Genomic DNA, 21,189 nt, shown 5'->3' with positions numbered 1-21,189 from the left:
ACGAGTTTCTTTTAAACAGGGAAAATCACAGGCTTCACACACACCGGCTTGGATACCTCGGCAGTATTTCCAGTAAAGACGAGACGGCCACTGGTCTCTTCAATTGAGAACACAACCAGGTTATTACCGTCACGATTTGCAACAATAAGGTAAGCCCCATCCGGAGTTAATGAGAAGTGTCGCGGATGCCCTCCACGAGTAGATACATATTCAATTAGTGTAAGCTTGGCAGTAGCGTTATCCACTGCAAACACTGCGATGTTATCCGCTCCACGGTTAGAAGCGTAAAGATATTTTCCATCTACTGAAGTAGCAATTTCAGCGCAAGTATTCTCTTCCTTAAAATCCTCAGGCAAAGTTGAAACTGTATCTACCGTGTGAAGCGTCCCTGTAGCACTGTCATATGTAAACGATGTTATCGTGGAATCCACCTCGTTTATAACATAAGCAGACTTTCCATCTGGATGAAAAGTAAAATGACGAGGTCCCGCCCCTGGATGAAGCGCAGTATCTCCGTGAACTTCTAGTTTGTTCAAGTCCCTATTGATTCTATAGGACCGAATAATATCAAGCCCAAGATCAGAAACAAAAAGATACTGTCCGTCCGGACTGAAAATAGCCGAATGGGGATGCGGGCGATCCTGACGTTCAGGATGGTGACCATGACCGGAATGAATCGCGACATCTGCCAGTTGATTTGCAACTTTTTCTTCATCTAATGTGATCAAGCCTACACTGCCACCATGATAACTACATACAACAATGTATTCATCGCTTAGATCTCTAGAAATATGGCATGTAGTCGTTTGACCATTACCTGAGGCAGGCATTGAGGTCATACGGTTCAATTCGCTCAATTTCCCACGCTTAGCATCGATAGCAAAGGTAACGACTTCTCCCTCTTTTCCACCCTCACCATTTGGCTTTTCTCCTATGGCATATAAACGTTGGGCTGAAGCATCTACATTAACAAAGGTGGGGTTAGTTAGACCCTGAACCGAGTCGATTAATTTTAACGTACCTCCTGCTTCGCCATCGAATTCAAATACCTGCACACCGCTTTCCGTGGCACTTGCATAGGAACCCGTAAACAGCAATAACTTAGTCTGCTTTTTCATCTCTACATCCTCCTCCAAAGTATTGCTATTATATAATTTACAATTTTTAAACGTTAAAGACAAACTATAAAGTAAAAAGTGTGACAAATAGTTCAAAAATAAGGCTTTCCAATGATTAGGGATTGTGCTATAATGAAAGCGCTAACATTAGTCTTTTATTAAGTACAAAGGGGGAACATGAATGAGTAGCATCCTGCTGGAAGCCAGAAATGTATACGAGGACTTCGAGGTGGAAACAGACATTCTGTTCTTTAAGGTCGGGGACCATGATTTGGTCATTTTTCACGGCAGAAACTACAACATAAAAAAGAGAATGACTGCCGAGCAATTAAAACGATTGTTATCCAATTCTACTTACTATCATGTGTATGGTGGCTGTTATGTCAATCTGAACAAGATCAGTTCTATCGAAGACGACTGCATTTATTTCGGAGAAAAAGGCCTATTCGCTAAAAACGTACGGGTCCCAAGACGGAAACAGGAAAGTATTCGTCATCTATTGAAAGGACTGAAGTAAACATCTTATTCCCATAAGCCGGAAGGGCATGTTACCGATGCCATTTCCGGCTTTTTGCTTTTTATTAATAGAAACTTAAAAAGATCCTATCTTTTTTTATACTTTCTTAAGGTTTAGGATCAGGATTTCTGTTAAAGTTGTAAATAGACAAGCAACACCTATATTGAAGGGAGTCATTACTAATAATGGACAAAAAAGATCTGAATGGAAATGAGAACTTAGAAAACAACGGTACTCCGGAAGAAGAATTGAACACTACCGAGAATACCAATGAAGTAAAAGAAGTGGAGGTCGTAGCTGCTGAAGAACCTGTGAATATAACAAAAGAGGAAGGTATTCCAGTAATGAACAAAGTCAGCAGTAATAATAATACGACACCACCTGCTCCACCAGTTTCTCCTAAAGGTAACAAGGGCTGGATGATTGCCTCTGTGGTTCTGGCTGCGGCACTCATCATTGTACTGATAAAGCCTCCATTCCAAAGTGGCGGCGACAACACAGCTGTTGCAAGCGTTAACGGAACTAACATTACTAAAGAACAACTTTATGATAAATTGATCGAAGCAGGCGGAGAAAGCACGCTGCAAGCTATGATTACTACTGAACTCGTTGATCAAGAAGCTAAAAAAGCCAACGTAACCGTTACTGATGAAGACATCAATGCTGAATTAGAAGACCTTAAAGCACAATTCGGCGGAGAAGCTGCATTTAATGCTGCATTGCAACAAAGCTCAATGACTGTTGATGACTTGAAGAAGCAAATGCCATTGCAAGTAAAACTACGTAAGATTCTTGAGCCGCAAGTAACGGTAACGGATCAAGAAATCAAAGACTACTATGAAGCAAATAAAGCTACTTTCAATGAAGAAGAACAAGTTCGTGCTTCCCACATTCTCGTTGAGACTAAAGAAGAAGCAGATGCAATTCTGAAGCAATTGAAAGATGGAGCAGATTTCGCTGAACTAGCTAAAGAAAAATCTTCGGATACTGGTTCCAAGGCTAATGGTGGAGATCTAGATTTCTTCAAACGTGGAGATATGGTAGCTGAATTCTCCGATGTAGCCTTTAAACTTAAAGTTGGGGAAACAAGTGGTGCTGTAAAATCCGATTACGGTTATCACATCATTAAAGTAACCGACCACAAAGACGCTAAAAACTACACTATGGAAGAAAAGAAAGATGAAATCAAAAAGACCCTTGTGTCTCAAAAGGTTTCCACTCTTTCCAACACTTGGTTGACAGATACAACTGCAAAAGCAAAAATCACAAATTCACTTACGGATGCCAAAAAAGATGCAACAGCTTCTCCTGAGCCATCTGCAAGTGCAGAAGCAGAAACTGAATCCGCTAAATAATAAGATAGTAAAAAGCAGGACAAGCGTTAATAAACGCTGTCCTGCTTTTTTTGTGCCTACTTTCGAACTTTTAATTAATGTCCTTTTTTACGGACCTGCTTATCACGATTCTCTCCCCACTCTTTCGCTTGTGCGGTAGCAATAGAGATGGCTCTTCCCTCTTCATATCCATCTTCTAGCAATGCATTAGCAATATCAATCGCCTTATTACGAATAGGTGCAGTGAAGTTCTTGAGTGAATCTGGATAATCTTCTTTGTTCCACGGCATACAAAAAACCTCCTTAACCTGACTATATAATTAATTAGCCTGGTCTAGGAGGTTTTAAACACTCACTTAAGCTTATTTAAAGACTTTAACGCGATCTTCAACCGGTTGGAATTGTTTCTCACCTGCTGGAGTTACCGTCTTGCCAAATGGCAATTGAGCAATCAGTTTCCAGTCTTGCGGGATACCCCAAGCTTCTTTTACTTCGTCATCAATTAGTGGATTATAGTGCTGCAGCGACGCGCCTAAACCTGCTTCAGAAAGCGCAGTCCATACTACGAACTGCAGAATGCCTGAAGATTGGTTAGACCAAACTGGGAAGTTCTCAGCATACAATGCGAAGTTTTCTTGCAGGTTCTTCACTACAGCTTGGTCTTCAAAGAACAATACGGAACCGTATCCTGCCTTGAAAGATGCTAATTTTTGCGCTGTTCCTTCAAATTGTTCAGCTGGAACAATTTTGCGCAAAGTTTCTGTAGTGATATCCCATAATTTATCATGCTGTTCACCTAAAAGAACAACCGCTCTGGAGCTTTGGGAGTTGAATGAAGTTGGGCTATGCAAAACCGCTTGCTCAACGATTTCAATAATTTGAGCATCGGCTACAGTGGATTCTTTACTGATGGCATAGATAGAACGTCTTCCTTTAACTGCTTCAAGAAAATTGTTAGACATAAAATAATTACCTCCATTTATTTAAGTAACTTACTTTTGTACATCTTATCACCTTTTTTCTGAAAACACAACATCTATTCACAACTTATTTTGTCGGATATACAATTAGCCTCGATTAGTAACATCTCCCCTTCACTTTTCCGATATACATTCCGGCTAAAAATAAGCTACAATAGTGCAGCAAAAGTACAGAAGGAAGGTTATATAAATGAATTTTTTAACAGGTAAAGTTCTTATTCCACATAAAAAAATGGTCATATTCTCTTGTGTAGTACTCTTTTTCCTTAGCTTGGCACTTACTGGCTGTAAAGACACAAAATCGTCTAATTTAAACGCTGGGGAACTTGATCAAGCTGAGCTAAAACCTCTCTCTTTCTGGGTCGCCACAGACACTCACTTTTTGGATAAGGCTCTTCAGGATGGTGGACAGGCCTTTCAAACTTATGTAACTGGAGGCGATGGAAAAATGCTGCCCTACAGTGATGAAATGGCTGAAGCTTTGGTCTATGACGCTGAACAGAAAAAACCTGCATTTATCATCCTCAGTGGCGATTTAACTAATAATGGAGAACGCAGCAGCCATCAAAAGCTAACCGAAAATTTAAAACGAATTGAACAACAAGGAACCTCTGTTTATGTCATTCCAGGCAATCACGACTTATTTAATCCTTGGGCTAGATCCTTCAGTGGCGATAAACAGCTCCTTACGGATTCAATTACAGATAAGGATTTCGTCAAAATGTATGCGGATTTCGGCTACAAAGAAGCTGCATCACGTGATAAGGAATCACTAAGCTATATCGTCAAGGCTGCCCCCAACTTATGGATTCTCATGATAGACAGTAGCCAATACCTTAATAATAAAAAATACGGTTTCCCTCAGACTGATGGGCGTTTTGCTTCCTCTACGCTTTCATGGATGGATGAATCCGTTAAGCTCGCAGCCAAAGAGCACGCTTCTGTGATCACGGTGATGCATCATAATTTATTAAGTCACACTTCTATGTCCGTTTCAGGATTCAAGCTTAATAACAGCCAGGAAGCTATAAAATCCTTACGGAAGAATGGACTTAATCTAGTTCTCTCAGGACATATTCATATGCAGGACATTCAAGTAGATCCAGCAGACGCGAATCAAGATACAGCATCCTCTGAACAATTGCCAATCTATGATATCGCTACGAGTGCGATGGCCGTCAATCCGCATCAATATGGAGCCATGACCTTCGATCCCGTCTCGCGAACCGTAAATTATATAACAGCGTCTTTGAACGTAGAAGGTTGGGCTGAAGCTAACCAGATTACAGATCACAATCTCTTAAACTTCAAGGCATATGCCGAAGAAACCTTTGCTACTAACTCCTATGACAAAGCTATGGATAGTCTTAAGGAAAGTCCTTTAACGGAGTCTGAAAAAGAATCCATGGCGAAGGTAATGTCCAAGCTGAATGTACAATACTTCGCCGGAACTGCAGGTACCTTTGCGAAGGATATTAAAGCGTTGCCGGGCTACAAGCTTTGGGAGGAACATCAGGACGGTTTCTTAGGAGGGTATGTCCAAAGTATGGCTGAAGAAAAATCGTTAAGTAATGTCGACCTAGAGGTGGTTTTAACGAAGCAATAAAAAGCTGCCCTATTTCATATAAAAACCCAGCTTCACCCACATTTCTGCGAAGTTAGAAGCTGGGTTTGTTTCTGTTAATTAGCCAATGAGGATCGAACTAACTATTTACGTGTAATAGTAATCCAACCATCTTCATCTACAAACACAGTAGCATGAAGTGCTTCAGCTAGCAGACGTAGCGATACATAGGCATCACCATATTCGTCAACAAATACAGGCTCTGCAAGCTTCACTTTGTCACCGTTAATCACTGCTTCGGAAGAACCGATTTTGAATACCAGTTTATCACCGTACACACCATCAGTTACGATAATAGCACGATTGACCGTATCCCATTCCACAGTTGCATCTAAATCTTCTGCAAAATACCTAAGAGGAATGTACGTCGTATTATTGTCAACGATCGGATAATAATATTCGTCGTCTGGTTCGATGACAATCGTTCTCTTGGTGATACCAAGATCGTCTTTCAAAATACGATAAACGTTAGAATTCGGATCAAAATTGTTCAAAGTCTCTCCAGGAGTCAGGTCACCGGAAGAAACATCAAGAGCTCCTTCTGTGCTGATTGGATCTGCCGTTACAGCCCCACCAATATTCCAAATCTGACTGGAAGCCTTAAGAGAGAAGCTCTTTAATGGCATATCTTCTGTACCTGGAAGCGCCACTTTCAGATCAACATTCTGTTTACGAACATGTAGTCCACTGTCTACAAAAATATCGACAGCAAGCTTCGTATCCTTACTCAGGACCGTCTTAAGCTCAGGGGTTGATTTGTAAAGACTGTCTAGTTGATTGTCATAAACCAGTAGTAAAGCATCCACAGCTAATTTTGCTGCATCATGCAGTACGGTTACAACAGCTTCTTTATCACCCAGAGGAATGACTCCAATACCTGGAATTTCATAATCACCGGAGCCTTTTTCGTCCATAGCTTTGATTACTGGATACAGATAGTCATATAGACCACCAACTAATTCTGTAAAGCCTTCCGTATCTTTAGAGATCGATTTCAGGAATCCTTTTAACAATGCCGGAAGCTCATCACCCGTCACTTCGGTATGTAACTTCGTCATATTCACCTGCTGGCCATAAACAGCCTCACTAACTGGTGTTACGCTAATTGCACTTGGATTAGGAAGATTCTTCACCACAAACTTCGTTAGCAGCTTACTAAGATCTTCAGCTTTAGTCAGATCCAATCCAACTTCAGCTAAGACCTCATCATAGCCTTGAACCGGGAAGTAAAATGGTTGTTTTGCTCCTTCAACCGTAAAGACTAAAGTTTGTTTGTCCATAAACAATGAGAATGGAATATTCAATTGTTTATAGCCAATCGTTCCATCGGCAGATACATTACCATTCTCTTGCAACTTTGCATGGCTAATACTCAGGGAAAAAGAATTTATGAGATCTACCATTTCCTTATCTTCTGCGCTCAGTCCTTCTGCAGGCTCAGCGTTCATAGAAAACGTCATGCTGGATTCTGATGATTTAACATCGACATCCCCAATCAATGCCTTATTAACATCGAAACCTCCAACCGATTGACATCCGGCCAGAACAAGCAGCAGCGCGACAAAAGGAATAAACCATTTTGTTCTAGCTATCATTTTCCTCATAGCAAGTCTCCTTTTTAAGAATTTTTTTAAAATCAATCCATTATCTCAGCAAAGGTAACATTTGTAAATCAAAGGATGAGTTATTGTAAAAATACTATAAATTCAACAAACTTCGCCATTCGATAGAAACCCATTCATTGTAAATCAAGCCTTTTAATACTGCCAAAATCAGTAAATGCGCAGGATAAAAAGACCACCAAACCCAGCGTTTCACCCGGTGACGCTCTAAATATCCCCAAAGTGCAGGTATCAAAGCAATCAACAATGTCGGTAAAATACTAAGCATTTGGACCACCCAATAGTTATAGAACATGTAAAACAAGTTTAATGCCAGATGTGCCATAACAAGCCAGTATGACCTCGTATAACGGAATATCAATACTAGCAGCAGGCCGTACGCATTATAATCTATCGGGAAGTAATCCATTAACGCGATAGCTGCAATGACAACAGGTATACCAAGCCATAGAGTAGGAAGTTTATCTAAAACAACTAATACAATTCCAGATAATAAAAGCGTAAACACCACATTCCATCCACCAGGATTAATCGCTAAATTGTATGGGATCTGAGCAATAATAGCGATTATAAGCAGTCGGAATAAATATTTCGGTCTGGATGATGTATGGATATGCCCCTGCACAAGCCCGTAACAGTAGATTGGAAAGGCTATTCTTCCTACATATCTCCAAGCGATATCCTCTGGAAAAAAGATATAGCCAATATGATCGATTAGCATCGTCAGCATAGCGAGAATCTGCATATCAAACCTCCTTAAAATAGGTTGATATCATACATTCGCCAAAGCCTACTTCATCTCCTTCGCTAATACACAAATGATGACCGCAATAAAAGAGATCTGAATTTCTGGTTTCTCGCCTCTTGACTTTATGGGGTGCAATTGAGTACTATGAACGAGCAACATCATATGGCAATGATCAAAGACAAGATTTCCTATACGAACTGTCCAGAGAGAGAGGTCTAGGCTGAAAGCTTCTCCAGTAAACGATTGTGGAGTTACCCCTTTGTAGCTGTGGCGCTGAATCCGTAGATCTAAATTTTACGGTAGTATGTGGCACCGACTTATCCACGTTAAAGGATACCAATGAGGTCCTATCCTTGTGATAGGTCGAATTAGGGTGGAACCACGAGCTGAACGCACTCGTCCCTTTCTGGGAGAGATGCGTTTTTTTGCGTTCACCACTAACAATTTTTGAGAACTGGAGGCTAACAATCATGGAGATCAAGGTAACACTGCAAAACGGAACAATTAGAGAGGTACTACAAGGAACGACGATTAAAGAAGCAGCAGGTGTCATAAGTACCAGTCTGAAAAAAAGTGCTGTAGCTGGAATAATCGATGGAAGATCCGTTGACCTAAACCAAACGATCGATCATGATTGCCAGCTCGAAATTGTTACGTTGGATAGCAAAGAAGGCCTGGAAATTTATAGACACAGTACAGCACATATCATGGCGCAGGCCATAAAGCGTATATATGGAGATAAGGGTGTCCAGCTTGGCATAGGTCCAGTAATCGAAGATGGCTTTTATTATGACATTGATATTGAAACACCTCTATCCACGGATGATCTTGTAGCAATCGAACAAGAGATGGCGAGAATTATTCAAGAGAATCACCCGATTGTCCGCCGTGTCGTTCCACGCGTTGAAGCAATCAAGCTTTTTGAAGCGATGAATGAGCCCTTAAAGCTGGAGCTTATCCGTGATCTACCTGAAGACACAGTATTATCTATTTATGAACAAGGTGAATTCTCGGATCTCTGTCGAGGCCCGCATCTTCCCTCAACTGGATTGGTCAAGGCCTTTAAGCTGTTGAATGTAGCAGGTGCCTACTGGCGTGGAGATTCCAATAATAAAATGCTGCAACGTATCTACGGAACTGCTTTTCCTAAGAAAGCTCAACTTGAAGAGCACCTACTCTTTCTTGAAGAAGCAAAGAAGCGTGATCACCGTAAGCTTGGCAAGGAACTGGAATTGTTCATGTTCTCTGAAGAAGCTCCAGGCATGCCCTTCTATCTTCCAAAGGGAATGACTATCCGTACAGAGCTTGAGAATTTCGCACGTGAACTACAAAGACAGAGAGATTACGATGAAGTTCGTACACCGCTGATGATGAATAATCGGCTTTGGGAGCAATCCGGGCACTGGGATCACTATAAAGACAATATGTATTTCACCAATGTAGACGAAACAAAATTTGCACTCAAGCCGATGAACTGCCCAGGTCATATGATGATCTATAAAAATAATCTACATTCTTACCGAGAGTTGCCTATCCGTATTGCCGAATTTGGTCAAGTACATCGCCATGAATTCTCTGGGGCACTTAACGGGATGATGCGTGTTCGTACTTTCTGTCAGGATGATGCCCATCTCTTCGTATTACCAGAGCAGATTGAGGATGAAATAAGCCGGGTAATCTCACTGATTGACCATATTTATCAAGTGTTTGGCTTTGAGTATAAGATTGAATTATCTACTCGCCCGGCAGATTATATGGGATCAAAAGAACTATGGGATCTAGCTGAACAATCTTTACAAAGTGTATTAGACAATCTCGGGATCGAGTATCGTGTGAATGAAGGTGATGGCGCGTTCTACGGACCAAAAATTGATTTCCATATTTTAGATGCGCTAAAACGAAGCTGGCAATGTGGAACCATCCAACTAGATTGGCAAATGCCAGAGAAATTCGATCTTACTTATATCGGGGAAGATAACCTTAAGCATCGCCCGGTCGTAATCCATCGCGCCGTTTATGGGTCAATTGATCGTTTTATGGGGATTATTACGGAGCATTATGCCGGCGCATTCCCGCTATGGCTAGCACCCGTTCAAGCGAAGTTATTGCCCGTCTCTGAGAACTACGTTGCTTATGCATTTCAGGTGAAACAATCCTTAGAACAAGCTGGCATTCGTGTAGAGGTTGATATCCGAAATGAGAAGCTAGGATACAAAATTCGTGAAGCTCAGCTGGAAAAAGCACCCTATATGCTCGTTCTCGGTGAGAATGAGAAAATCTCTGGCAGTGTATCTGTAAGAAAACGTGGTAAGGGGGATCTTGGTTCAAAGAGTATCCAAGAGATTATTGAACAGATTAATAAAGAAATAGTTAGTAAAAATTAAAGTTCTGCTCCTAATTAAACGTTAAAGGGCTGTCTATTCGTAGAAATCTACGAACAAGACAGCCCTTTCTTTGATCACATATTATTATTCAAATGAACACTATTTCACGTACAGACGACTGCTTTCTTCCCAATATTCGCCTGGTTTGAGGCTGAACAAGCCAATCTCATCAGCCGGTAGATCCACCATTGGTGCGTTAACCAAGTTAATTTGCGGTTCAGGACAGAAGAACTGTTCTGTAGCACCATTGTTCCAGATCATCCATTGTTTGTACGAAGTCCCTACATCGTATACCAAGGTTATTCCAGCTTTACTGTCAGTAAGCTCCATCCGATTGCGTCCGTTCTGAGGTACAGCGGTGTAGTGATTATCCATCGATGCAAAATATGGACTCACACCTTCATCACGAAGCTGAACTTCTCCTGGCTCCAGCGCTTGGAATTTACCTGTTGGCAGCATGCGGTCATCCAGTTCCCAACGCTCGCCGATAGTTGCTTTTACACGGTAATCTTGTGGAGAACTTTCCGGTGCGAATGGTGCATTAATCGCGGTATGGAATGCCAACAAGCAAGGCATCACATCATCACCATCATTATGCACTTGCACCTGTTGAGATAAGCCACCTTCACCAAGGGTGTAACGTAGTTTCATCGTATATTTATGTGGCAAGTATTGATAAGAAGGATGATTCTCATCCACTTTAATGAATACGGTTACGAAGCTTTCTGTCTTACCGCTACCGAACTCTTCCACTTCCCAAGCTGCCGTATGTAAAAAACCATGCAAATGGTTGCCCGTAGCGACTTCATTTACTGGGAATTGATAAGTTTGACCATTCCATGGGAATTTGCCATCCTCATAACGATTCGGAGGAAATAATACAGGAATTCCATGGATGCCTGGACTTGCCTTGAAGGCTTCCATTTCCTCAGCTCCCGGTTCATGCAAGAAACGGTAACCGTTTTCGGTATCACGGAAACAGATCAAGTTGCCACCGATACCCGGTAGTATAGCTGCCTCATAACGGCCAGCTTTTAACCAGATGGCTGCTTCTCCTTCATATTGTCCTTCATAGGCTGTGATAGACATAATAATATGTTCTCCCTTCCAGTGTCTGATAATTGTCTCTACTTGATAGATTACCACATCTGGTCATGACGTGACATGCCCTTTTTTACAGCTGTTCCACTTCAACGCTCATGACATGATCAATTTTCTTCACATCATAATAGATTTCTGTTGCGTAATCTTTATCCGGTGCTGAAATCACCATATCGATCATTTGCCTTCCATCTTCCAAATCCTTAATTTTCATTCTGCGGATCGCTCGGGAGGGGCTTCTAGTACTTCGTTGGGTACTAACCTGAGGCCGCTCGATTTTTTGGATCACTTCAGTAAGTACAAAATTAGCTTCCATGATGATTCTCACCGAAACTTCATGCTTGTTAAGCACCTCAGGGCCAATCGAACGAATTAAATGAGGAACCAAATTCACCGCAAACATCAAAAGAATAACTGCATACGCAGCTTCAATATAGAATCCTGCACCCACAGCTATCCCAATTCCAGAAGCTGTCCAGATGAGTGCTGCTGAGGTCAAACCTGATATCGCATCTCCACCTCTACGCAATATAACCCCGGCGCCCAAGAATCCTATTCCACTGACAATTTGAGCAGCGAGGCGCATCGGATCCATATTCGGATGCTCTGGACCCGCAAACTTATCAAAGGCATGAATGGACACTACGGTTACAAGACACGAGGCAATGCTTATGACCATACTGGTCCGAATCCCCAGCGGTTTCTGCTTGATCTGTCGGTCAATCCCGATGAACAGCCCGAACAGCATGGCCACTAGCAGCTTAATTAATGATTCAATATGAAAATCCATCATTCATTCTCCTTTCTCCAAGATACTCCATTATAACGGAAAACAGAGATAAAGATTAGCTTTATTTTACAGCAAAAAACGGCACTCCTATCCTCAATGTATATGCGCTCTAGATCAATTAGATCCCGCATAACAAAGAGGATAGAATCCGTTTTAAAGGAAGTGATTATTTACAAATATTTAACCATGAAGTAACGATTCAGCACCGTCACAATAAATCTCAGTTCCTGTAATATGATCGGAATCCTCGGAGGCCAGAAAAAGTGCCAGCTTCGCAACTTGATCAGGACGCCCGGGACCTTCCTCTAGCGGTTGATCCCCTTCCGGAAATTCAACAGGGATCTTTACCTCTTTCAGATCCTCGGATGGAAAAGTGTTGTCATCTATATTGGTCTTAATAGCTCCAGGACAGATCGCATTTACGCGAATTTGAAATTGAGCCAGTTCTAATGCTGCCATTTTCATAAAAGCAACCTGACCTGCCTTTGTCGTACTGTAAGCAGAAAAACCGATGTTAGAAAATACACGATTTCCGTTAATGGAGCTGTTAATCAGGATGCTGCCGCCGCTTTCTTTTAGATGCGGTATCGCATATTTAACCGTCGCGAAGGTTCCACGAAGATTGATGTGAATCGTCTGGTCCCAAGACTCAATATCCATCGTTTCAATGGGGGTCATGGCTCCATTAATCCCTGCATTAGCAAAAACAACATCAAGACGCCCCCATTTTGCGGCCGCCTTGTTTATAGCAGCTTCCACTTGCGGGGGTTCAGCAACATCGCATTCAATTACAAGTGCTTCTCCGCCTTCTTTCTCCACTTGTTTTCTAACCTTTTCTGCGTTCTCAACAGTTCTATCCAGCAACACAACTTTGGCCCCGTTACGGGCAAACTCAAGCACAGTTGCTCGTCCAATGCCGGAACCACCTCCTGTTACAATCGCTACCTTACCTTCCAGCTTCTTATCTGCCATGTTTAAGTATCCTCCTTCTTGTCATGCAAGCCTTTCCAGTTAAGTTCTTTCCTTAACCTTAACCTCGCATACAGAAGTTGAATCGGTAGATCTTTACTTGTCCTTATTCGCCTTGTCGAAGATGAATAATAAGATCATTTAATCCGGCCTCACGGATACCTTCTACGATTAAATCAGCAAGCAGACGCGCTCCTAAAATCTGAAAATGTGTATTGTCCTGTACACCGACTGGATGCAAGATATATTCTCCAGGATAACTCCACATGAACAGATCCTTCGTTCCTTCCACACCGTATGCTTCAAATAGCTTACGACTCTTCTCCGCCAAATCGATCAGTGGGATTTGCTCATTCTCGGCCAGCTCCTTCATTGCCGTTAAATAATCACCATGGCTGTCTACTATAGCTTCTAGATGATCAAATCTTCGGCGATGTACAGGAGTTACAAGTACCGGATAGGCTCCCGCTTCCCTAGCGACTGTAATCATCTGTAGCAAATATTCTTTATATGTAGTGAAAGGTTCGGTATGTCTACCTTCATCCCCTTTCGAATCGTTATGTCCAAACTGTATGAAAATATAATCTCTTGGCCGAAGCGCAGTAGAAATATTGTCCAAATGCCCTTCCTCAATAAAGCTCTTGGAGCTTCGACCAGAAATGGCTCGATTGTCCACTACAAGACCTGCTTTGAAGCAGCGAGGCAGCAACTGGCCCCAGCCAGCATAGGGATAACCAGCTTCTCCTTGATCGGTCACCGTAGAATCACCAGCCAAATATAAGACGAGCGCTTCGTTGTCAGGCTCAATGTCGAGAGCATTTATTCGAGGCGCAATACCTGAGAAGGAGAGCTTTAGCTGACCATCCATGATTCGCATCGCAAATGATTCACGTACGTACTGACCTGCCGGAACATTCAATATGTCTAATACGTACTTCCCAGCGCCTGCTCGAATTACTGTACTCGTATCTGCTAAGGAGTCACCAAGTACCAAAGAAATCCGGTAAATCCCATCAGGAATATCTAACAGGAAGACTGCCTTCTGCGGAATGCAGAAATCACTTCTTAATGTCTCTGATCCTCCCCTGGAACGCCCGAATACTGTCGAGTCTGAAGTAAAACCAAATCGCGTTTCCGTAGAGTATCGTGAGTCCGGCCGAATTTTGGTGTAGCCGGGCGCTGTATCTTTAATCCCAAAGTCAAAATGATAGCTATCCAAAATCAGCCGCACCTTTCTTCATTAGATATTTTATCCTTTCAAACCACTGGTGCTGATTCCTTCCACAATCTGCTTTTGAAAGAGAAAGAAAATAATCATGACGGGTGCCAAGCTAAGAACGGACATGGCGAACATGGGCCCCCAGTTGGACACGGACTCACTATCGAGGAACATTTTCAGCCCCATAGAAACTGTATATTTAGATGGAGAGTTCAGGTACAACACTGGCCCAAGCAGATCTTCCCAGCGCCAATAGAAGGAAAAGATCGCTGCAGTAGCCATAGATGGACGGATGAGTGGGAGAATGATTCTGAAGTACAGACCAAATTTCCCGCACCCATCAATCGTAGCCGCTTCGTCAAGTTCAACAGGTATCGTCCGAATAAACTGCAGCATTAGGAAAATAAAGAACGGAACACCGAAGAACTGTGGAATCACGATCGGCTTGATACTATCGAGCCATTCCAATTTGGCATAGATAATATATTGCGGGACTAGTACTACATCTGAAGGAAGCATAAGGGTCATCATCATGATGCCGAACCATAAACCATGCCCTACAAACTTATTGCGTGCAAATCCGAAGGCCACTAGTGAAGAAGAGATCACTGCCCCAAGCGTTGCTACAACGACGATAATTAATGAATTCTTTATGAAGACACCAAAGGAATATCCGGCAATCCCTTCCCAGCCTTTAGCATAATTCCCCCACACCCATGGATCGGGAAGAAGCTGCTGAGCGGTAACAAATACAAGCCGGCTCTCTTTAAAAGAGCTCATGATCATCCACAAAATCGGATACAGCATAATGATAGCGAGGCCACCGATAAGAATGTGATACAGCGGCCATTTCAGTTTCATTTTAGCCATGGATTATTTTCCTCCTTCCGATTCGTAGAAGACCCACGATTTGGATGTCTTGAACAAAATTCCGGTCATGATGCCGACTAGCAATAACATCACCCACGCCATAGCTGAAGCATAACCCATATTATTAAACATAAAGGCCTGACGGAATAGATATAGAGAATACAACATCGTACCGTCCATTGGCCCGCCTTCACCTTTAGAGATAATATAAGCTGGAACAAAGGTCATAAATGCACTGATCGTCTGCATGACTAGATTGAACAGAATAACTGAGCTTAGGAGGGGCATTGTAATCTTAAAGAACTTTCTGAAAAAGCCTGCTCCATCTACACTAGCTGCCTCGTACATTTCACCAGGAATATTTTTTAGACCCGCCAGAAAGATCAACATGGATGAACCAAACTGCCACACGGATAAGGTGATCAACATTATAAGCGCAGCGCTCGGATTACCAAACCAACTTACTGGACCCAGGCCGAAAAAACCGAGCATGCCATTAATAATTCCAGTATCACTAAAAATATTACGCCACATGATGGATACCGCCACACTGCCACCTATAATAGAAGGTAAATAATAAGTTGTACGATAGGCTCCGATCATGCGCGATTTTGTATTTAGAATCATAGCTACAAATAATGCAAAGGTGAGACGTAAAGGCACACCAATAAATACGTAAAGCAGGGTCACCTTTAGTGAATGTAAATATTTCGGGTCATTCGAGAACATTTTGATGTAATTATCAAATCCGATCCATTTAGGGGGAGCGAACAAATTGTATTTGGTAAAAGAAAGATAAAGAGAAATGATCATCGGGATCAATGTGAAGCAAAGGAAGCCAATGACGAATGGACTGATAAAGGCATATCCTGTAAGGTTGCTTCGTAAACTCCGGCCTTTTAGCTTCTTTTTCTTAAAAGCCAGCGGATTCGAAGGAAGGGGATTCGTGGATGCCAAGGGTCTCCAACTCCTTTTTATGTGAATAATAAGGGAAACGGACTGCCGCCTAACCAAATGGCATGCCGTTTCCCATGTTAGACGCAGTATAGTTATCTGTTACCTTCTATTACCGGCTGGAGAGAATAGCGTTCGCTTCTTTTCGGAACTGTGCGGCGGCTGCAGCTGGGTCAATTTTGCCGAAGTTCATTTGTTCAGCAAGGTCTGTAAGGAGTGCTACTACCTCTGGCGATCCAACTGGCGGACTCATTGGAGAAGTAGTTGGCTCCATGTCAGCTACGAATTTAAATACTTGCTTACCGGAATCCGTTAATTGTGAGGCTACAGATTCTTTGATTTTGCTTGAAATTGGCACACCACGTTCGCCTTTGATTAGGTTGTTGGCTTCGGGATCATTAATCCAGAAATCAACGAACTTCGCTGCTTCTTCCTTCACTTTTGAGTTAGAAGTAACTGACCAATACATACTTGGCTGCATGTAGAGTCCTTTTTCCATATCTGGGCCCGGCATTTGTGCCAGTGCCATAGGACGATTTACAGCGATTTGCAAAGCAACATATTGGTTCGACCATTGCCATACGCCGATACCTGTTCCTTTAACAATATCTGACTCTTCGATAACGCCTTTGTTTTGGCTCAGTTTGTCTTGGGATGGAACCGCTCCATCTTTAATTAAACCAGACAGCATTCCGAAAAAGTCAGCGAACAAGGCATCATCCTCATATCCAAGTGCTGAACCATCATTGTTATAAAGTGCCAGCCCTTTTGTACGCAGATAATAGTTGAAGAATACGTCAGCTGCCATAGAACCGTCGATATACAGTCCAGCCGATTTAGCTTTCGCAGCAAGTTCTTTGTACTGATCCCAAGTCCAGTTCTCAGGAATGGAATCCACCCCTGCCTTCTTTAGCAATTCTGGGTCATATTGAAAACCAAGTACGTTAACGCCTAGTGGAATTCCGAATTGCTTCTCATGAATCACCCCAGTACTAAGTACGTTCTCATTCACATCACTGACTTGTATCTGAGCGTTTAAATAAGGCTTCAAATCTTCGAGCTGTCCGTTAGATCCATATTGATTAATATAAGAAATATCCATTTGAACGATATCAGGAAGTCGATTCGCCGCTGCTTGAGGGGCAAGCTTCTTCCAGTAATCATCGAATGAAGCATATTCAGGCTCAATCGTTACATTCGGATATTTAGCTTCATACATATCAATTACTTGTTGTGTATAAGAATGTCGTGTGTCTCCACCCCACCAAGCAATACGCAGGGTTACCGGTTCTGCTGAGGTCGTAGCTGCAGGCTTCGTTTCCGAAGGAGCATTTGTAGCAGAATCCGTAGCGGCAGCACTGTTATTGTTGTTCCCTCCACCACAACCGGCTAACATGGATGACAGCAACAATGGTACGGCTAATAAAGCGAATCTCTTTTTCAAATTCATGTCCCCTTTTCCTATAATAGTGTAAAGGCTCTGATCCCTTCAGGTAGCGCTTTCATGTTTAAATCTTCTCAAATATTCAGTAATTGTTGAATACAAAAAACCGTCTTGTTTGTTCAATAATCAGTTCGCTTGAGGGGGTTTCATGAAATCTGTGGGTGTCTGCCCAGTTACTTTTTTGAACACTTGACTAAAATACTGTGCATTCCCACCGAAGCCGAACATTTCAGCGAGTTCAAATACTCTTACATCACCACTATGCATAATATGTTCCGATGCTTTAGTAATCCGGTAGTTGGTAACGTAGTTAGAGAACTTCTCCCCTGTAATTTTCTTAAATATCTTCCCAAGATAATCAGGATTCATATATAACATTTCAGCAGCTACTGAGCTAAGTGACAGTTCTGCATTTTTATAATCGTCAGCAATAATCTTGAACATTTTATCTACGATTAACGATTGGCGACTCCGAAAATGACGATCATACATCGCTGTCAACCGAGCAGCAGCATCTTTTACATAGGTTTTAAGACCACTTAAAGTCCTGATCTCAGCCAGTTCCACCATACTTGAAGTAAAGTTATTTCTTTCATCAGGGACGGCTAGACGTATCATCGCAGAATACAATTGCAAAACATAAGAACGCGTTACATTAATATCCACACGCTGTTCAGCTAGCAGATTAAATAACCGTTCTAATTCAAATTCTACTGCACTTTGTTCGCCCGCCTTAATCAGCAGACAGAGTTGCTCTTCATCTAGTTCAATGTCATTTCTTCCGCTTAGTTCATCACTAGGAATATCACTTCCTGTGATTAGACCTCCCTCTTCCATATAAAAACAGTGGTTAAGACATTGCAGGGTCTGACGATACAATCTCCGTGAATGTATCATGAAGTCCGCGTCACTAATCGCAATGGTTACATCCACTTTATAAAATTTGTAGAACATTTTCCTTACATCAGAAATTCGCTCAAGCAGTGTACTATTCAGCGCAGTCTCTCCTTCGACTTCCATTAGTGTCAGAATAAATCCGCCTATCCTTGTACTAAGCAACGTTTCTTGTAGCATATCCTGTGCAATATTTTGCAAAGCAAATAGTTGCTCATATTCATAAGAACCTTCTAATCTGAACAAGATCATACGCACCACTTTGTCATTTAATTCGATGCCAAGCAGCTCCTGATAATACTCTAAATCTTGACTCCCGTATGTCTTGTTAGAGATCCATTCCTTCAAAAATTGTTCCTTCACATGCGGCAGAACTTTAGTAAAACGCTGCTTCATATCAATTACAAATTCCGTCCGGCCTTTTAGTTCATTCAGCTCTGCTACCAGTTCAACTAACGCATCATGAATTTGATTCTCGTTGCAAGGCTTAAGCAGATAATGCTTCACTCCATGCTGCATAGCGATACAGGCGTAGTCAAAATCCTTATACCCCGTCAACATAACGAACTTCACCTCAGGAAACCGTTCACTGCATTTCTGCACCAAGCCTAGTCCATCCAATCCGGGCATGGAAATATCAGTAATCACGATTTCAGGGCGAAGCTCCTCTATTTTCTCCAAGGCTTCTATCCCGTTTCGCGCAGTACCCACAAGTTCCGTTCCTGCCTGAGCCCAGTCCACTACCTGAGATATGCCTTCTAGTATCAACCGTTCATCGTCAACCAGCAGTAACTTAAACATTCTCTTGCACTCCTTTTAAATAAGGTATACGTACATGTATTGTCGTTCCTTGACCTGGCTCACTTTCAATCACTGTACCCCATGCTGGACCAAATACGATTTGAATACGCTCTGCGATGTTCGCTAACCCAATGCCTTCGCCACGTGTCTTAACTCTTCCCTGCTGTAAATCTTTGATGAACTCGGCACTCATCCCCGGCCCGTTATCACTAACACGAATATCAAGGCCCTGTTCTTCCTCACTCACGGTTATAGAAATCGTGCAAGGCTCGATATTAGGCTCCAAAGCATATCGGATCGCATTCTCGATCAACGGCTGAAGCGTCAGCTTCGGGATTAAAGCGTCATGCAAATGTTCAGGAAACTCCATGCGGAAATCCAGTCTATCGTCAAATCGTGTCTTCTGGATAATGACATAATTACGTACAATGGTGAGCTCTTTTTCAATCGTAATCAAAGGGTCTTTAAGACCGATCGAACTCCGAAACAAGTAGCCGAGAGCTTCTACCATTTCTGAGATTTTAGCTTGTTTGTTCATCTTCGCTAACCAATTGATCGACTCAAGTGTATTGTACAAAAAATGCGGATTGATCTGTGCCTGCAGTGCTTTAAGCTCGGTCTCTCTAATAATGAGCTGCTTCGCATAATTCTCATCGATAAGTTCTCTGATTCTGCGGATCATCATTTTAAAGGTTCTGTTAAGCTGACTTACCTCGTCCTGCGCAGTCTGCGAAACGACACCAAGCGACTGTTCCTCCAAATTATCCAGATCTCCCTTTTCAATTTGTTTCATATTTTTGGTCAGCTTTGAAATCGGGCGTACAATACTTCGGGCTAATCGATAGCCTAAGAGTAATCCAATGAGTAAGATGAGCGCGAATATGATGACAACCAATTTTTTTACAAAAGTAATATGTTTGAACATCTCATTGAAGGGGGTCGCATTGATATACATCCATTCCATATAAGATGATTTAGTCTTCGTTATAAAGTATGTTCCTTCTTCATACTTAGCCGTACGATAAAGTTCGGAACGTTCCGTTTCCGCTTTAAGCTCATTTGGCAGCAACATCGGAGTTTGGGGATAAACCGCTAGCCCTGAAGTGGCATCTGCAACAATCAACTGATCGCCATCCGAAGTGTTACTAGTGCTATCTGCAATAATACGATCAATCCGAATTCGAATGACTAACGTCCCTAAATCGTCCAGCGTAAAGGTTGATCCGGTGTAAGATTTAATCTGCCGAACAGCCAGGAGTGAATTCTTATTACCTTGGGGATACCACACAATACTACCGCTAGCTTCCTTAGCCAGAGGCTTTAATTGATCCTGAAGATCCTGTGATACACCTTCCCGATTCCCCGCAGTCATGGCACCGCCATTCGTATCCAACAACATCATGGAATAGACGTATTTCTCTGCTCCTGCAAAGGCAACCAACCTGTTTATGATTTTATTATGTAGGACCTGCCGCTCATACGGTTGAGGATCATCCTGCAACTGGCGAAGACATTCCTGAATTTGCTCATCAGAGACCACTGTAAAAGAAAGTTGTTCCAGCTCTCTTAAAGTACTCTCTATACTGATAGATGACATCCCCAGCACTTCAGATGCCTTTTCATAGATTTGCTTGTCATAAATTCGATAAACATACTGCAGGACGGTTAAAGAGAACAGAAAGGACAGCAGCAGCAAAAATGAAATGATCAATATCATTTTATTAAAAATACCCGAACTCCTGTAAGCGCTAACATTCCTCCAAAACATAAGCATCCTCCAATTCACTCTAAAGCCTTATTATGGTATTTAATATTTATCG

Annotated in this window: 17 protein-coding genes and 1 pseudogene; 4 read left to right on the top strand and 14 right to left on the bottom strand. The window is 42.1% G+C overall.

Annotated features, from left to right (window positions below; all coding sequences use genetic code 11):
* Nucleotides 1-11 precede the first annotated feature (11 nt).
* Entirely contained in the window at nt 12-1,118 is a 1,107-nt protein-coding gene (locus tag ACN6KS_RS12285) for a lactonase family protein (protein ID WP_094875683.1), read from the bottom strand.
* Between the two features lie 181 nt (nt 1,119-1,299).
* Here ACN6KS_RS12285 and ACN6KS_RS12280 point away from each other — a divergent pair, with 181 nt between their 5' ends.
* Together ACN6KS_RS12280 and ACN6KS_RS12275 are read left to right on the top strand one after the other, a co-directional pair.
* Entirely contained in the window at nt 1,300-1,635 is a 336-nt protein-coding gene (locus ACN6KS_RS12280; protein ID WP_042126947.1) for a hypothetical protein, read from the top strand.
* 185 nt (nt 1,636-1,820) lie between these two features.
* Nucleotides 1,821-2,990: a peptidylprolyl isomerase gene (locus tag ACN6KS_RS12275; protein WP_440962101.1), complete on the top strand. Its 1,170-nt coding sequence runs from the start codon at nt 1,821-1,823 to the stop codon at nt 2,988-2,990.
* Between the two features lie 107 nt (nt 2,991-3,097).
* On the opposite strand, the pseudogene ACN6KS_RS12270 reads toward ACN6KS_RS12275, so the two are convergent.
* Nucleotides 3,098-3,259, bottom strand: a pseudogene (locus ACN6KS_RS12270) (DUF2188 domain-containing protein); the annotation flags it as partial.
* A 72-nt stretch (nt 3,260-3,331) separates the two neighbouring features.
* Nucleotides 3,332-3,931 (bottom strand): nitroreductase family protein, encoded by a 600-nt coding sequence (locus tag ACN6KS_RS12265; protein WP_042187439.1) that lies wholly within the window; start codon nt 3,929-3,931, stop codon nt 3,332-3,334.
* A gap of 208 nt (nt 3,932-4,139) precedes the next feature.
* On the opposite strand from ACN6KS_RS12265, the gene ACN6KS_RS12260 reads away from it, so the two are divergent.
* Entirely contained in the window at nt 4,140-5,555 is a 1,416-nt protein-coding gene (locus tag ACN6KS_RS12260; protein ID WP_440962100.1) for a metallophosphoesterase, read from the top strand.
* A 101-nt stretch (nt 5,556-5,656) separates the two neighbouring features.
* Here ACN6KS_RS12260 and ACN6KS_RS12255 read toward each other — a convergent pair whose 3' ends face one another.
* Entirely contained in the window at nt 5,657-7,177 is a 1,521-nt protein-coding gene (locus tag ACN6KS_RS12255; RefSeq protein ID WP_440962099.1) for a copper amine oxidase N-terminal domain-containing protein, read from the bottom strand.
* A 94-nt stretch (nt 7,178-7,271) separates the two neighbouring features.
* Nucleotides 7,272-7,940 (bottom strand): TraX family protein, encoded by a 669-nt coding sequence (locus ACN6KS_RS12250; protein ID WP_094875674.1) that lies wholly within the window; start codon nt 7,938-7,940, stop codon nt 7,272-7,274.
* A 473-nt stretch (nt 7,941-8,413) separates the two neighbouring features.
* Here ACN6KS_RS12250 and thrS point away from each other — a divergent pair, with 473 nt between their 5' ends.
* The gene (thrS, locus tag ACN6KS_RS12245) at nt 8,414-10,327 is read left to right on the top strand and encodes a threonine--tRNA ligase (protein WP_440962098.1); all 1,914 of its coding nucleotides are present in this window, start codon (nt 8,414-8,416) and stop codon (nt 10,325-10,327) included.
* Nucleotides 10,328-10,426: 99 nt separating this feature from the next.
* On the opposite strand, the gene ACN6KS_RS12240 is transcribed toward thrS, so the two are convergent.
* The 9 genes from ACN6KS_RS12240 to ACN6KS_RS12200 all read right to left on the bottom strand — a co-directional run bounded on the left by ACN6KS_RS12240 (nt 10,427) and on the right by ACN6KS_RS12200 (nt 21,137).
* The gene (locus ACN6KS_RS12240) at nt 10,427-11,416 is read right to left on the bottom strand and encodes an aldose 1-epimerase (protein ID WP_094868565.1); all 990 of its coding nucleotides are present in this window, start codon (nt 11,414-11,416) and stop codon (nt 10,427-10,429) included.
* A gap of 85 nt (nt 11,417-11,501) precedes the next feature.
* Nucleotides 11,502-12,218, bottom strand: a complete 717-nt coding sequence (locus ACN6KS_RS12235) for an MgtC/SapB family protein (RefSeq protein ID WP_042126933.1) — start codon at nt 12,216-12,218, stop codon at nt 11,502-11,504.
* A gap of 180 nt (nt 12,219-12,398) precedes the next feature.
* Nucleotides 12,399-13,190: an SDR family oxidoreductase gene (locus tag ACN6KS_RS12230; protein ID WP_042187431.1), complete on the bottom strand. Its 792-nt coding sequence runs from the start codon at nt 13,188-13,190 to the stop codon at nt 12,399-12,401.
* Nucleotides 13,191-13,293: 103 nt separating this feature from the next.
* Entirely contained in the window at nt 13,294-14,406 is a 1,113-nt protein-coding gene (locus ACN6KS_RS12225; RefSeq protein ID WP_440962097.1) for a rhamnogalacturonan acetylesterase, read from the bottom strand.
* A 30-nt stretch (nt 14,407-14,436) separates the two neighbouring features.
* Entirely contained in the window at nt 14,437-15,276 is an 840-nt protein-coding gene (locus tag ACN6KS_RS12220; RefSeq protein ID WP_094868562.1) for a carbohydrate ABC transporter permease, read from the bottom strand.
* Nucleotides 15,277-15,279: 3 nt separating this feature from the next.
* The gene (locus ACN6KS_RS12215; RefSeq protein ID WP_094868659.1) at nt 15,280-16,200 is read right to left on the bottom strand and encodes a carbohydrate ABC transporter permease; all 921 of its coding nucleotides are present in this window, start codon (nt 16,198-16,200) and stop codon (nt 15,280-15,282) included.
* Between the two features lie 142 nt (nt 16,201-16,342).
* Nucleotides 16,343-17,680, bottom strand: a complete 1,338-nt coding sequence (locus ACN6KS_RS12210) for an extracellular solute-binding protein (protein ID WP_440962096.1) — start codon at nt 17,678-17,680, stop codon at nt 16,343-16,345.
* A 120-nt stretch (nt 17,681-17,800) separates the two neighbouring features.
* Complete coding sequence (locus ACN6KS_RS12205; RefSeq protein WP_280785935.1) at nt 17,801-19,369, bottom strand: response regulator transcription factor; 1,569 nt, start codon at nt 19,367-19,369, stop codon at nt 17,801-17,803.
* On the bottom strand, nt 19,362-21,137 hold the full coding sequence (locus ACN6KS_RS12200) for a sensor histidine kinase (protein ID WP_094868559.1): 1,776 nt from the start codon (nt 21,135-21,137) through the stop codon (nt 19,362-19,364). The genes ACN6KS_RS12205 and ACN6KS_RS12200 overlap by 8 nt, the downstream gene beginning before the upstream one ends.
* Nucleotides 21,138-21,189 lie beyond the last annotated feature (52 nt).

The organism is Paenibacillus nitricinens (genome assembly GCF_052056485.1).
In the GTDB taxonomy this organism is placed as follows: Bacteria; Bacillota; Bacilli; order Paenibacillales; family Paenibacillaceae; genus Paenibacillus_AQ; species Paenibacillus_AQ nitricinens.
The sequence above is the reverse complement of the archived record's forward strand: the minus strand, read 5'-3'. Positions and strand labels throughout refer to the sequence as shown.

Excerpts from the sequence above, each read along its gene's own strand:
- ACN6KS_RS12285 (WP_094875683.1), bottom strand. The coding sequence starts at position 1,118 with ATGAAAAAGCAGACTAAGTTATTGCTGTTTACGGGTTCCTATGCAAGT.
- ACN6KS_RS12280 (WP_042126947.1), top strand. The coding sequence starts at position 1,300 with ATGAGTAGCATCCTGCTGGAAGCCAGAAATGTATACGAGGACTTCGAG.
- ACN6KS_RS12275 (WP_440962101.1), top strand. The coding sequence starts at position 1,821 with ATGGACAAAAAAGATCTGAATGGAAATGAGAACTTAGAAAACAACGGT.
- ACN6KS_RS12265 (WP_042187439.1), bottom strand. The coding sequence starts at position 3,931 with ATGTCTAACAATTTTCTTGAAGCAGTTAAAGGAAGACGTTCTATCTAT.
- ACN6KS_RS12260 (WP_440962100.1), top strand. The coding sequence starts at position 4,140 with ATGAATTTTTTAACAGGTAAAGTTCTTATTCCACATAAAAAAATGGTC.
- ACN6KS_RS12255 (WP_440962099.1), bottom strand. The coding sequence starts at position 7,177 with ATGAGGAAAATGATAGCTAGAACAAAATGGTTTATTCCTTTTGTCGCG.
- ACN6KS_RS12250 (WP_094875674.1), bottom strand. The coding sequence starts at position 7,940 with ATGCAGATTCTCGCTATGCTGACGATGCTAATCGATCATATTGGCTAT.
- thrS (WP_440962098.1), top strand. The coding sequence starts at position 8,414 with ATGGAGATCAAGGTAACACTGCAAAACGGAACAATTAGAGAGGTACTA.
- ACN6KS_RS12240 (WP_094868565.1), bottom strand. The coding sequence starts at position 11,416 with ATGTCTATCACAGCCTATGAAGGACAATATGAAGGAGAAGCAGCCATC.
- ACN6KS_RS12235 (WP_042126933.1), bottom strand. The coding sequence starts at position 12,218 with ATGGATTTTCATATTGAATCATTAATTAAGCTGCTAGTGGCCATGCTG.
- ACN6KS_RS12230 (WP_042187431.1), bottom strand. The coding sequence starts at position 13,190 with ATGGCAGATAAGAAGCTGGAAGGTAAGGTAGCGATTGTAACAGGAGGT.
- ACN6KS_RS12220 (WP_094868562.1), bottom strand. The coding sequence starts at position 15,276 with ATGGCTAAAATGAAACTGAAATGGCCGCTGTATCACATTCTTATCGGT.
- ACN6KS_RS12210 (WP_440962096.1), bottom strand. The coding sequence starts at position 17,680 with ATGAATTTGAAAAAGAGATTCGCTTTATTAGCCGTACCATTGTTGCTG.
- ACN6KS_RS12205 (WP_280785935.1), bottom strand. The coding sequence starts at position 19,369 with ATGTTTAAGTTACTGCTGGTTGACGATGAACGGTTGATACTAGAAGGC.
- ACN6KS_RS12200 (WP_094868559.1), bottom strand. The coding sequence starts at position 21,137 with ATGTTTTGGAGGAATGTTAGCGCTTACAGGAGTTCGGGTATTTTTAAT.